The organism is Pseudomonas sp. 58 R 3 (assembly GCF_900006605.1).
GTDB classification, from domain to species: Bacteria; Pseudomonadota; Gammaproteobacteria; order Pseudomonadales; family Pseudomonadaceae; genus Aquipseudomonas; species Aquipseudomonas salomonii.
In genome coordinates this window covers 71,736-84,416 of the sequence record NZ_CVTT01000050.1, presented here as the reverse complement: position 1 = coordinate 84,416, position 12,681 = coordinate 71,736, and the positions used below count along the sequence as shown (strand labels likewise).

Annotated in this window: 12 protein-coding genes and 1 riboswitch; of the genes, 11 read left to right on the top strand and 1 reads right to left on the bottom strand. The window is 62.4% G+C overall.

Annotated elements, in window-relative coordinates:
* The first annotated feature begins 154 nt into the window (after window positions 1-154).
* The 5 genes from BFP92_RS13015 (at window position 155) to BFP92_RS12995 (ending at window position 4,772) form a co-directional block, all read left to right on the top strand.
* The gene (locus BFP92_RS13015; protein ID WP_065929788.1) at window positions 155-1,195 is read left to right on the top strand and encodes a DUF2066 domain-containing protein; all 1,041 of its coding nucleotides are present in this window, start codon (window positions 155-157) and stop codon (window positions 1,193-1,195) included.
* Between the two features lie 53 nt (window positions 1,196-1,248).
* Window positions 1,249-2,322 (top strand): AI-2E family transporter, encoded by a 1,074-nt coding sequence (locus BFP92_RS13010; RefSeq protein ID WP_056861686.1) that lies wholly within the window; start codon window positions 1,249-1,251, stop codon window positions 2,320-2,322.
* Between the two features lie 203 nt (window positions 2,323-2,525).
* Complete coding sequence (gene hda / locus BFP92_RS13005) at window positions 2,526-3,230, top strand: DnaA regulatory inactivator Hda (RefSeq protein WP_065929787.1); 705 nt, start codon at window positions 2,526-2,528, stop codon at window positions 3,228-3,230.
* 213 nt (window positions 3,231-3,443) lie between these two features.
* Window positions 3,444-4,088, top strand: a complete 645-nt coding sequence (locus BFP92_RS13000; protein ID WP_065929786.1) for a C40 family peptidase — start codon at window positions 3,444-3,446, stop codon at window positions 4,086-4,088.
* A 144-nt stretch (window positions 4,089-4,232) separates the two neighbouring features.
* Window positions 4,233-4,772: a C40 family peptidase gene (locus BFP92_RS12995; RefSeq protein ID WP_065929785.1), complete on the top strand. Its 540-nt coding sequence runs from the start codon at window positions 4,233-4,235 to the stop codon at window positions 4,770-4,772.
* Window positions 4,773-4,908: 136 nt separating this feature from the next.
* Here BFP92_RS12995 and BFP92_RS12990 read toward each other — a convergent pair whose 3' ends face one another.
* Window positions 4,909-6,222: a PQQ-dependent sugar dehydrogenase gene (locus BFP92_RS12990; RefSeq protein ID WP_065929784.1), complete on the bottom strand. Its 1,314-nt coding sequence runs from the start codon at window positions 6,220-6,222 to the stop codon at window positions 4,909-4,911.
* A gap of 99 nt (window positions 6,223-6,321) precedes the next feature.
* Window positions 6,322-6,573: riboswitch (cobalamin riboswitch) on the top strand.
* 78 nt (window positions 6,574-6,651) lie between these two features.
* Here BFP92_RS12990 and cobO point away from each other — a divergent pair.
* Genes cobO through BFP92_RS12960 form a run of 6 tightly spaced genes read left to right on the top strand, consistent with a single transcriptional unit; the run spans window position 6,652 to window position 12,639 of the window.
* Complete coding sequence (gene cobO, locus BFP92_RS12985) at window positions 6,652-7,263, top strand: cob(I)yrinic acid a,c-diamide adenosyltransferase (RefSeq protein ID WP_010208674.1); 612 nt, start codon at window positions 6,652-6,654, stop codon at window positions 7,261-7,263.
* Window positions 7,260-8,657 carry a cobyrinic acid a,c-diamide synthase CobB gene (locus BFP92_RS12980; protein WP_065929783.1) on the top strand — a complete coding sequence of 466 codons (1,398 nt, stop codon included), beginning with the start codon at window positions 7,260-7,262 and terminating at the stop codon, window positions 8,655-8,657. Before cobO ends, BFP92_RS12980 begins: the two co-directional genes overlap by 4 nt.
* A complete protein-coding gene (gene bluB / locus BFP92_RS12975; RefSeq protein ID WP_065929782.1) occupies window positions 8,654-9,304 on the top strand; it encodes a 5,6-dimethylbenzimidazole synthase in 651 nt (216 codons plus the stop codon). Before BFP92_RS12980 ends, bluB begins: the two co-directional genes overlap by 4 nt.
* Complete coding sequence (gene cbiB, locus BFP92_RS12970) at window positions 9,301-10,209, top strand: adenosylcobinamide-phosphate synthase CbiB (RefSeq protein ID WP_065929781.1); 909 nt, start codon at window positions 9,301-9,303, stop codon at window positions 10,207-10,209. The genes bluB and cbiB overlap by 4 nt, the downstream gene beginning before the upstream one ends.
* A complete protein-coding gene (gene cobD, locus BFP92_RS12965) occupies window positions 10,202-11,191 on the top strand; it encodes a threonine-phosphate decarboxylase CobD (protein ID WP_065929780.1) in 990 nt (329 codons plus the stop codon). The genes cbiB and cobD overlap by 8 nt, the downstream gene beginning before the upstream one ends.
* Complete coding sequence (locus tag BFP92_RS12960; protein WP_065929779.1) at window positions 11,188-12,639, top strand: cobyric acid synthase; 1,452 nt, start codon at window positions 11,188-11,190, stop codon at window positions 12,637-12,639. Before cobD ends, BFP92_RS12960 begins: the two co-directional genes overlap by 4 nt.
* The last annotated feature ends 42 nt before the right edge of the window (window positions 12,640-12,681 follow it).

The following is a 12,681-nucleotide window of genomic DNA, read 5'->3' as shown; positions in this document are numbered from 1 at the left end:
TATTAAGGTATAGCCTTTAACCCGCTATCGTTATGACAGTACAAAAACTGCCATGACCCTGTGAATGTTTTACCGGCTGCTGTGGTCACAGCCTTGCCAAGCCGAGTTCACGCGGTCTGTTCCAGCCGCTAAATTTGTCGTTCGGGAATCTTCCATGCGTCTGTGTAATGTCTTCTTTGTAGGCTGCTTGTCGTTGGTCAGCCTGGCGAGTCATGCCGAAACCCTCAATGGCCTTTATCAAGTACTTGAACCGGTTGCCAGCCAGTCGCCCCAAGAGCGTGACCAGGCCACCCAACGCGCCGTGCAAACCCTGGTGATCCGCCTGACCGGCGATGCCAAGGCCGCCGAAGGCCCAGGCCTGGCGGCGATCCGCAAAGACCCGCAGCAAATCATCAGCCAATACGGCTACGACGCCGGCCCGCCGGAAAGCCTGCAAGTAGACTTCGACCCCGTGAGCACCGATCGCGCCCTGCGTGAAGCGGGCCTGTCGATCTGGGGCAGCAATCGGCCGTCGATCCTCGGCTGGTGGCTCAACGATTCCACTGACGGCAGCAGCCTGGTCGGTGATGGCCAGGCGATAGCCGGTGCACTGCGCCGTGCCGCGCAACACCGCGGCTTGCCGTTGCGTTTGCCGCTGGGTGATCTGGATGAGCAAGTCGTCGCCACTGCACCGAATCTGGAAAGTGCCGACGCCACGCCCTTGCGCGCCGCCTCCGAACGCTACGGCGCCGACGCCTTGCTGGCCGTGCACGCGCGCCAGGAAGGCAGCCAGTGGCAGGCCAAATGGCGCCTGTGGCTGGGCGACAAGAGCGAGCAGGGCACCGCCCAAGGCGCTGACACTGGCGCGGTGGCCGATGCCGTGATGTTGGCGGTCAGTCAAAAACTGGCCCCACGCTTTGCCGTCAAGCCAGGTGTGAGCACTGAACAGCTGCTCGAAGTGCAGGGCATGAACCTGGAGCGCTATGCCGCTTTGGGCCATCTGCTTGAACCCTTTGGCGCTCAGCCGCAGTGGGTGGACGGCAATCGCATTGTGTATCGGGTCAACGGCAGTGCTGATCAGTTGCGCACGCAGTTGAGCCTGGCCAAGTTGCAGGAAGTGCCTGCGGGCGAAGCGCCGGTTCAACCGCCGGTCGCCGATGGCACGCAGCCGCCGGCGGCCCCGGAGCCGCAGGCGCAGTTACGTTTTCGTTGGTAGGTGATCTTCCTTCTATATAGATAGAAGGAAGCAAATGAGAGATGGAGTGGTTTATGGCGGATACGCGTCGTTGGGTGTGGCTTGGTGGGGTTGTCCTGCTGTGCGTTTTTGTGTTCTTGCTGCATTCGATCCTGACGCCGTTCCTGGTCGCGTTGCTGCTCGCCTATCTGTTCGATCCCGTCGTGGATCGCCTGGAGAAAGCCGGTTTGTCGCGAACCTTGGGCGTGGTTGCGGTGTTTGCACTGTTCACGCTGATTATCACCGCCCTGGTGCTGGTGTTGGTGCCGATGCTGGCCAAGCAGCTGTTTCGCCTCTATGAGCTGGCGCCGCAAATGCTCGACTGGTTGCAGCACACGGCCATGCCGTGGGCCCAGGCCAAGCTGGGGCTGGCGGATGGCTTCTGGAAGTTCGACAAGGTCAAGGCGGCGATCAGTGAGCATATGGGCCAGACCACCGATATTGTCGGTGTGGTGCTCAGCCAGGCCACGGCCTCCAGCCTTGCCTTGATCGGCTGGTTGACCAATCTGGTGTTGATCCCGGTGGTGGCGTTCTACCTGCTGCGGGACTGGGACATCATGATGGCCAAGATCCGCAGCCTGCTGCCACGCAACAACGAAGAGCGCATCGTTTCCCTGGCGCAAGAATGCCATGAGGTGCTCGGCGCGTTCGTACGCGGCCAGCTGCTGGTGATGCTGGCACTGGGGATCATCTATGCCGCGGGCCTGATGGCAATTGGTTTGGAGCTGGGGTTGTTGATCGGTTTGATCGCAGGCTTGGCGGCCATCGTGCCGTACATGGGCTTTGTGATTGGTATCGGTGCGGCGCTGGTGGCCGGGTTGTTCCAGTTTGGCGGCGACCTGTACCCGATGCTTGGGATTGTCGCGGTGTTCATGGTCGGCCAGGCCCTGGAAGGCATGGTGCTGACGCCGCTGCTGGTGGGTGACCGCATTGGCCTGCACCCGGTGGCGGTGATCTTTGCGATCCTCGCGGGCGGTGAGCTGTTTGGTTTTACCGGCATCTTGCTGGCACTGCCGGTGGCAGCGGTGATCATGGTGTTGGTGCGCCACGTGCATGATCTGTATAAGGATTCGGACGCGTATACCGGGGTTGAAGACCCGGATCTGTAACCGCTTCGCAACAAACCCGGCCCAAGCCGGGTTTGTTGTTTCTGGGGCGGGGTGTCAAACAATTTGCGCAAATCGCCCCAAGTTAACGCAAACCTTTGATTTTGCTTGTGGTCTGCTGCATTGTGCGCCCGGCTTCACGGGTATAAACTTTGCAAACTTTACACAGAGGCCACTAACGGTTCGTTTGGAGCCGTTCAGTCAGCATGAAACCGATTCAGCTGCCCTTGGGTGTGCGTTTGCGTGACGACGCCACCTTTATCAATTACTACCCAGGCGCCAATGCCGCTGCACTCGGCTATGTCGAGCGGCTCTGCGAAGCCGACGCCGGGTGGACTGAAAGCCTGATCTATCTGTGGGGCAAACACGGCGTGGGGCGTACCCACCTGTTGCAGGCGGCCTGCCTGCGCTTCGAGCAGATGGGCGAGCCGGCAGTTTATTTGCCGCTGGCTGAGCTGATGGACCGTGGCATCGGCATCTTCGACCACCTTGAGCAATACGAACTGGTGTGCCTGGATGACCTGCAGGCCATCGCCGGCAAGGCAGAGTGGGAAGAGGCGCTGTTTCACCTGTTCAACCGCCTGCGTGACAGCGGCCGGCGCTTGTTGATTGCTGCGTCCACCTCGCCGCGTGAGCTGCCGGTGAAGCTGGCTGACCTCAAGTCACGCCTGACCCTGGCGCTGATCTTCCAGATGCGCCCGCTCTCCGATGAAGACAAGTTGCGTGCCCTGCAACTGCGCGCATCGCGTCGCGGTCTGCACCTCACCGACGAAGTCGGGCACTTTATCCTCACCCGTGGCACCCGCAGCATGAGCGCGTTGTTCGAGTTGCTCGAACAGCTCGATCAAGCCTCCTTGCAGGCGCAACGCAAGCTGACCATTCCGTTTCTCAAGGAAACCCTCGGCTGGTAGCCAGCCCTTGTCCAGCAAGGTTTTCGGCAACTTACAGGCGCCAGAAAACCTGCGTTTGGGCCGGTTTGGCCACGCAACAGGCATAAATAGGGTGTTAAGGGCTTAGATGTCATCGTCCAAACAAGAAGTCACATAGAGCACGATTGAATTTGCAAATCGATGTGATAGAGGGCATAGTCTCGACTTCTTTACACATCAGCCACGGTCGTGCCCATGCTAAATCGCTTCGCACCCCTCGTGCCCCTCGCACTCGTTACCCTGTTGTTTGGTTGCGCCACCCACACTCAAAACGTGGCTGAGCAGCAAAAACCGGCACAACAGTCCCAGGCCAAATTTGTTGCAGCGCAGTCTTCCACTGTTTATGAGGAAGCTCTTTATAAAGAAGAGCAGGCAACCGAAAAAGAACTCGCCGCCTTTGCTGGCAGCAAGCCTTACCAGCTCCCGGTCCTGGCCGACAGCATCCTCGAACGCGGCATGTCCCTGATCGGTACCCGTTACCGTTTCGGCGGTACCTCCGAAGCCGGTTTCGACTGCAGCGGCTTTATCGGCTACCTGTTCCGTGAAGAAGCCGGCATGAATTTGCCACGCTCGACACGCGAAATGATCAACGTGGATGCACCGTTGGTCGCACGCAACAACCTCAAGCCGGGTGATCTGCTTTTCTTTAGTACGGCAGGCCGTGGTCGTGTAAGCCACGCCGGTATCTACCTGGGCGATAACCAGTTTATCCACTCCAGCAGTCGTCGCAGTGGCGGTGTTCGAGTCGACAACCTGGGCGACAGCTACTGGAGCAAAACCTTCATCGAAGCCAAGCGCGCACTCGCCATGGCCCCGACTACGGTTACCGCTAGTAAGTAAAGTTAAAGTGATACTTGAAGTTTGACGTGTAAGCGCTAGAATCCCTGGACATTGTTGTAATCCGTTCGCGCGAGCTTTGCTTGCGCGTTCTGGTTTTCAGCGTTCGGCAGCCAAAGCCGCATCCAGATCAGGATTGTTCTGCCCATGTCGACCTCAGCACGCCTCATTCTTCTTGTTTGCGCCGCGCTCCTCAGCGCCTGCGCAAGCCGTCCACCGCCGCCTGCGCCTGTTGTGGTCAAGCCCAAGCCGGTGTTCAACTATTCCACCCAGAATTTCTCGCCGGCTGCTGAAGACGTGCTCTTCCGTGCGCTGGGCCTGGTCGGCACGCCTTATCGTTGGGGCGGCAACACGCCGGACTCCGGGTTCGATTGCAGTGGCCTGATCGGCTTTGTCTACCGTGACGCCGCCGGCATCAGCCTGCCGCGCACTACCCGCGAACTGATCGTGATGCGCGCTCAGGATGTGAGCGAAAACAACCTGCAAACCGGCGACCTGATCTTCTTCGCCACCGGCGGCGGCTCCCGAGTAAGCCACGCAGGTATCTACGTGGGTGAAGGCCGATTCGTACACGCGCCGCAAACGGGCGGTACGGTGAAGTTGGACACCTTGTCCAAGGCCTATTGGCAGAATGCCTACCTGAGCGCCAAGCGCGTGCTGCCGGCGAGCCTGGCGCGTAATCCGTAACTTGGGCAATTCCAAGTGTGAGAGCTGGTTGTGTGGGAGCTGGCTTGCCTGCGATACAGGCGACTCGGTCTGTCATTAAACCGAGGCGATACCATCGCAGGCAAGCCAGCTCCCACATGAGCCCCATACAAGGCAGTTACTTAGCTGCCGACACCCGCCACACCTTATTCCCCACATCATCGGCCACCAGCAAATCCCCCTGCTGATCAATCACCACGCCCACCGGCCGGCCCATGGCTTTCTCGTCTTTATTGAGAAACCCGGTCAGCACATCCACCGGCTGCCCCTTGGGTTGCCCACCTTCGAACGGCACGAAAATCACCTTGTAACCACTGTGCGGCTTGCGGTTCCACGAACCATGCTGGCCGATGAATGCGCCGTTGCTGAATTGCGCCGGGAGTTTGCTACCCTCCGCAAACGTCAGTCCCAGGGACGCGGTGTGCGGCCCCACGGCATAGTCCGGCGCAATGGCCTTGGCGACCAGGTCGAGGTTTTGCGGCGAGACGCGCACGTCCACATGCTGGCCGTAATAGCTGAAGGGCCAGCCATAAAACGCGCCATCTTTGACCGAGGTGATGTAGTCCGGCACCAGGTCGCTGCCGATCTCATCGCGCTCGTTGACTGCCGTCCACAGCTTGCCGCTCTGCGGTTCCCAGGCCATGCCATTGGGGTTGCGCAGGCCGGAAGCGAAAATTCGGTGCTCGCCCGTGGCGCGGTCCACCTCCCAGATCGCCGCGCGGCCTTGTTCCGCTTCCAGGCCGTTTTCGCCGACGTTGCTGTTGGAACCGACACTCACATACAGCTTGCTGCCGTCCTTGCTGGCCACCACGTTTTTGGTCCAGTGGTGGTTGATGCTGCCGCCCGGCAGGTCCACGACCTTGGTGCCGGCTGCCTTGATCGCGGTTTCGCCCGGCTGATAAGGGAAGCGCAGCAGCTTGTCCGAGTCGGCGACGTACAGGTCGTTACCCACCAGTGTCATGCCAAACGGCGAATTGAGGTTCTCCAGAAACACTGTGCGCGTCTCCGCCACGCCATCATGGTCGGCATCGCGCAGCAGTGTGATGCGGTTCGGGCTCGGCACGCCCGCGCCGGCGCGGCCCATGACCTTCTCCATCACCCAGCCGCGAATGCCGGTGGCGTCGTCCGGCTTGGGCGGCGAGTTCGTTTCGGCGACCAGCACATCACCATTGGGCAACACGTAGAGCCAGCGCGGGTGATCCAGGCCTTCGGCAAACGCCGCCACTTGTGTACCGGCGGCGGCTGTCGGCTTGGCGCCGTCCGGCCAGCCGATCGCCGGGGCGATGTTGACGGTGGGGATCAGGGTTTTGTTCGGCTCCGGCAGTTTGGGCGATGGCCCGGTGCCGTCCGAGACCTGCAAGGTAGAGCTTTCACCGCAGGCGGCGAGGGTGCCAGCGAGCATGATCAGTAAGGCGAGTCTGGTTTTGTGCATGGTTTTCTCCTTAATACCTGTAAAGGTAGAGAAGCACGGCAGTCGGATGGTTCAAGTGCAAGGCCAGCTTTAATTGACGCTCCACCCCCAACCCACTAACCTTCGCCGCTTGTTCCAGGTGCTCTGTGGCCGATGTGCCGACAGAGTGAAACAGGGAAGCCGGTGAGTGAGCGCGCTTGTACACAGCGCAGCCGCAATTCCGGCGCTGCCCCCGCAACGGTAAATGAGTCAAAACGGTGCCTTTTGCCACTGTATCCGCGTGATATGGGAAGGCGCGCCGTTGGCCTGCTCGCGCTATAAGCAGAGCGCCACTTATGAGCCCGGAGACCGGCCTGGATCATCCAACAGCATCACGGTGGGCGATGCTTGGCTGTCTGTTTTTCTTTTTTCCTGCCCGCCGTTTTTGTCCAGCCCCAACGGAGAGCTGCCATGACTGATTCCCCCGACCGCGACGAACGCCACCTGGCGCGCATGCTGCGCAAAAAAGCCGTGATCGACGAGCGTATCGCCAATTCCCCAAACGAGTGCGGCTTGCTGCTGGTGCTGACCGGTAACGGCAAAGGCAAAAGCAGCTCGGCGTTCGGCATGCTCGCCCGCGCCATGGGCCACGGCATGCAATGCGGCGTGGTGCAGTTCATCAAGGGGCGCAACAGCACCGGCGAGGAACTGTTTTTCCGGCGCTTCCCCGAGCAGGTGCGTTTTCATGTGATGGGTGAAGGCTTCACCTGGGAAACCCAGGACCGTCAGCGCGATATCGCCGCCGCCGAAGCCGCCTGGGCGGTTTCCCGCGAATTGCTGCAAGACCCGTCCATCGGCCTGGTGGTGCTGGACGAGCTGAACATTGCGCTCAAGCACGGCTACCTCGATCTGGACCAGGTACTCAGCGACCTGCAGGCCCGCCCACCCATGCAGCACGTTGTGGTGACGGGCCGTGGCGCCAAGCCCGAGCTGATTGAAATGGGCGACACCGTCACCGAAATGGGCATGCTCAAGCACGCGTTCCAGGCCGGTATCAAGGCACAGAAGGGCGTCGAACTTTGAACCAGCCCCGTCATTGCCCAGCCGTATTGATCGCCGCACCGGCGTCCGGCCAGGGCAAAACCACCGTCACCGCCGCGCTCGCCCGCTTGCACCGCAACCTGGGGCGCAAAGTGCGCGTGTTCAAATGCGGGCCGGACTTTCTCGACCCGATGATCCACGAGCGTGCCAGCGGTGCGCCGGTGTATCAGTTGGACATGTGGATGGTGGGCGAGCAGGAAAGCCGCCGGTTGTTGTGGGAAGCGGCGGGCGAGGCTGACCTGATCCTCATCGAAGGCGTAATGGGGCTGTTTGACGGCACGCCCTCGAGCGCCGACCTGGCGCGGCACTTTGGTGTGCCGGTGCTCGGTGTGATTGACGGCACCGCCATGGCCCAGACCTTCGGTGCCCTGGCGCTGGGCCTGGCGCGTTATCAGCCGGACTTGCCATTCGCCGGTGTGCTGGCCAATCGCGTCGGCACCTTGCGTCATGCGCAGTTGCTCGAAGGCAGCCTCACCGAAGGCCTGCGCTGGTATGGCGCGTTGTCCCGTGAAACGGGGATTGAATTACCGAGTCGTCACCTGGGCCTGGTGCAAGCCAGTGAACTCAATGACCTTGATGCCCGTCTGGACGCCGCAGCCCAGGCGTTGGGCAGCAGCTGCGAAGTGGCGTTGCCGCCGCCGGTGACCTTCGCCGCGCCGCAACTGATTGAAGCTGAGCCGCTGTTGGCCGGTGTGCGCATTGCCGTGGCCCGTGATGAAGCCTTCGCGTTCACCTACGGCGCCAGCCTGGATTTGTTGCGGGCAATGGGCGCAGAGCTGATGTTTTTCTCGCCGATCCACGATCGCCAATTGCCCGACGCCGACAGCCTCTACCTGCCCGGTGGCTATCCCGAATTGCATCACCAGGCACTGTCTGAAAACACCCCGATGCTTGCGGCTATCCGCGCCCATCATGCGGTTGGCAAACCGCTGCTGGCTGAATGTGGCGGTATGCTCTACCTGTTGGATTCGCTCACCGACGTGCACGGCACCCGTGCCGAACTGGTCGGCCTGTTGCAAGGCGATGCGGTGATGCAAAAGAAACTCGCGGCCCTGGCCCTGCAAAGTGTCGAGTTGCCCGAAGGCGTGCTGCGCGGTCACACCTATCACCATTCCCTGACCAGCACCGAATGGCAGCCGATTGCCCGTGGCCTGAGCCCCAATGGCGGGCGCGGGGCGGAAGCGGTGTATCGGCAGGGGCGGATGACGGCTTCTTATGTGCACTTTTACTTTCCGTCGAATCCGACGGCGGTGGCCGCGCTCTTTGCGCCGAGCATTGAGACCGCTATCGCAGCGATGCGGCGACCCGACAAGCCAGCTCCCACAGGGGAATGCATTGCAAATGTGGGAGCGGGCTTGCCCGCGATAAGGCCATGACCAACAACGCCTATCCCCAAGCCGACCGCCAAGCCGTCTACCGCGCCATCGCCGAACGCCGCGACATGCGCCACTTCACCGGCGGCACGGTCGCGCCCGAATTGCTGCACCGCCTGCTCCAGGCCGCACACCAGGCGCCCAGCGTGGGCTTGATGCAACCCTGGCGGTTTATCCGCATCAGCGACCGTCAACTGCGTGGGAAAATCCAGCAATTGGTGGAGGAAGAACGCGTGCGCACCGCCGAAGCCTTGGGCGAGCGCTCCGACGAATTCATGAAGCTCAAGGTCGAAGGCATCCACGACTGCGCCGAAGTCTTGGTGGCCGCGTTGATGGATGACCGCGAGCGCCATATTTTTGGCCGGCGCACCTTGCCGGAGATGGACATGGCGTCGTTGTCCTGCGCGATTCAGAATCTCTGGCTGGCCGCCCGTGTCGAGGGCCTCGGCATGGGCTGGGTCTCGCTGTTCGAGCCACAGGCGCTGGCCGACCTGCTGGGCCTGCCGCCCGGCGCCAAACCCCTGGCCGTGTTGTGCCTGGGCCCGGTCGCCGAGTTCTACCCGGCACCGATGTTGCAACTCGAAGGCTGGACCGAACCACGGCCGCTGAGTGACATGTTGTATGAGAATGTGTGGGGAGTGAGTCAATGAGTGTGGCCTTGCTGTGTGTCGCTGCGGTGGCGCTGGATGCGCTGCTGGGCGAACCCAGGCGCTGGCATCCGCTGGTGGCGTTCGGCAATTTCGCCGGGCGCATCGAGCAACGTTTCAACACCGGTGGCCGTGGCTGGCGCAGCCACGGCGTGACCGCATGGTTTATCGCCGTGGTGCCGCTGACGCTGCTGGCCACTGCGTTGTCATGGGCGCCCTATATTGGCTGGGTCCTGGAAATCCTGGCGCTGTACCTGGCGCTCGGCATGCGCAGCCTGGGTGAGCATGTGATGCCGGTTGCGCAGGCGTTGCGCAGCGGTGATCTGGATGAAGCGCGCAAACGCGTGAGTTATCTGGTCAGTCGCCAGACCAGCGAGCTGGACAGCACCGAAGTTGCCCGCGCCGCCACCGAGTCAGTGCTGGAGAACGGCAGCGACGCGGTGTTTGCCGCGTTGTTCTGGTTTGTGGTCGCCGGTGTGCCGGGCGTGGTGTTGTACCGCCTGAGCAACACCCTCGACGCCATGTGGGGCTATCGCAATGAACGCTTCGAGCGCTTCGGCTGGGCAGCGGCGAAGATCGACGATGTGCTCAACTATATTCCTGCACGGCTGGTGGCGCTGACCTACGCCGTGTTGGGCAAAACTCGCCTGGCGCTCAGATGCTGGCGCACCCAGGGCCCAACCTGGGACAGCCCCAACGCGGGTCCGGTGATGGCGGCCGGGGCGGGCGCCCTGGGCGTGGAACTGGGTGGCGCGGCGATCTATCACGGCGAGCTGCATCAACGCCCGCAATTGGGCGAAGGCCCGGCCGCCGATGCCGACGCCATCGACCGTGGCTGGCAACTGGTGCAGCGTGGCGTTTGGTTATGGCTGTTGATCCTCTGCGCGGGGGCGCAATGGTATGCTTGAGCACGGTGGGCGACTGCGTAAGGCGGTGATTGAGTACGGGATTGCCGAGGCCGATTGGCTCGACCTGTCCAGCGGCCTCGCGCCCTGGCCCTGGCCGATCCCCGAGATCCCGTTGCGCGCCTGGGCCCGTTTGCCGGAAGCTGATGACGGCCTGGAAAAGGCCGCCTGCGACTATTACGGCGCCGCCCACCTGCTGCCGGTGCCGGGCTCCCAGGCGGCGATCCAGCTGCTGCCGCGCCTGCGCCGTTCCGGCAAGGTTGGCGTGTTGTCGCCCTGTTACGCCGAGCACGCCGAAGCCTGGCGCCGCGCCGGGTATGTGGTGCGCGAAGTGCAGGAGCAGGAAGTCGACTTCTTTCTCGACAGCCTCGACGTGCTGGTGGTGGTCAACCCCAACAACCCCACCGGCCTGAGCCTGAGCCCGCAACGCCTGCTGGACTGGCACGCGCGGCTGGCCCAGCGCGGCGGTTGGCTGGTGGTGGACGAGGCGTTCATGGACGTCACTCCAGAGCTTAGCCTGGCCGGCCATACCCATCATGTCGGCCTGATCGTGTTGCGCTCGTTCGGCAAATTTTTCGGCCTGGCCGGTGTGCGCCTGGGCTTCGTGCTGGCCGAGCGCAGGTTGCTGCGGCTGTTGGCCGAGCAGGTTGGGCCGTGGGCCGTCAGCGGCCCGACCCGTGTGCTCGGCCAAGTGTGCCTGGGTGATACCGCCGGGCAGGTTCGTCAGCGTGAGCGCTGTATCGAAGCGGGCCGGCGCTTGTTTGACCTGCTCGAACGCCACGGCTTTCAACCCCACGGCGGCTGCGCCTTGTTCCAGTGGTTGATCACCCCACACGCCGAACGCATGCATGAATTCATGGCCCAGCGCGGCATTCTGCTGCGCCTGTTTATCCACGACAGCAGCCTGCGCTTTGGCTTGCCCGATACTGAGGCAGATTGGCTGCGACTCGACGAAGCCCTGGCCGTCTACAAGGAAGCCCCATGAGTACGCTGATGGTGCAAGGCACCACCTCCGACGCGGGCAAAAGTACTCTGGTGACCGCGCTGTGCCGCTGGCTGGTGCGCCAGGGCATCGCGGTGGCGCCGTTCAAGCCGCAGAACATGGCGCTCAACAGTGCCGTGACCGCTGAAGGCGGCGAGATCGGTCGCGCCCAGGCGGTGCAAGCCCAGGCCGCCAACCTCGCACCGCACACCGACATGAACCCGGTGCTGCTCAAACCCAACAGTGACACCGGTTCCCAAGTGATCATTCACGGTCGCGCCGTGACCAGCATGAACGCCGTGGCTTATCACGACTATAAAGCCATCGCGATGCAGGCGGTGCTGGCCTCCCACACACGCCTGAGCGCGGCCTACCCGGTGGTGATGGTGGAAGGCGCGGGGTCGCCTGCGGAAATCAATCTGCGCGCCAATGACATTGCCAACATGGGGTTTGCCGAAGCGGTGGACTGCCCGGTGCTGTTGATTGCCGACATCAATCGCGGCGGCGTGTTCGCCCATCTGGTCGGCACCCTGGAATTGCTTGCGCCGACTGAACAGGCGCGGGTCAAGGGCTTTATCATCAACCGGTTTCGCGGCGATATCGCCTTGCTGCAGCCTGGCCTCGACTGGCTGGAAGCGCGCACCGGCAAGCCCGTGGTGGGCGTGCTGCCTTATGTGATGGACCTGCACCTGGAAGCCGAAGATGGCATCGACCAGCGCCAGATCGACAAGGCTGCCCAAGTGCTCAAGGTGGTGGTGCCGGTATTGCCGCGCATCAGCAACCACACCGATTTCGACCCGCTGCGCCTTCACCCGCAGGTGGATTTGCAGTTTGTCGGGCCGGGCCAGCCAATTCCGCCGGCCGACCTGATTATCCTGCCGGGCTCCAAAAGCGTGCGCAGTGACCTGGCCTATCTGCGTGCCAATGGCTGGGACACTGCCGTGGCTCGGCACTTGCGCTACGGTGGCAAGGTGCTGGGGATTTGCGGTGGTTTGCAGATGCTCGGCGAGCAGCTGCATGACCCGCTCGGGCTGGAAGGGCCGGCTGGTTCCAGTGAAGGCCTGGGGCTGCTGGCGTTCAGTACGACGCTGGAGGAGGAGAAGCAACTGCGCAATGTGCGTGGGCGTTTGTTGCTGGAAGATGCCGAGGTCAGTGGCTATGAGATTCACGCCGGCGTGACATGCGGTGAAGCGCTGGCGAACGCCGCCGTGCGGCTGGATGACGGCCGCAGTGACGGCGCCCAGAGTGCCGACGGGCAGATCCTCGGCACCTACCTGCACGGCCTGTTCGAAAGCCCCGCCGCGTGCAGCGCCTTGTTGCGCTGGGCTGGGTTACAGGACGTGCAGGCGGTGGATTACCACGCCTTGCGCGAGCGCGATATCGAGCGTTTGGCGGACCTGGTGGAAAACCACCTGGATACCGCGTTGTTGCGCAAGCTATGCGGGCTTTAACCGTGCACACACAATCCAACTGTGGGAGCTGGCTTGCCTGCG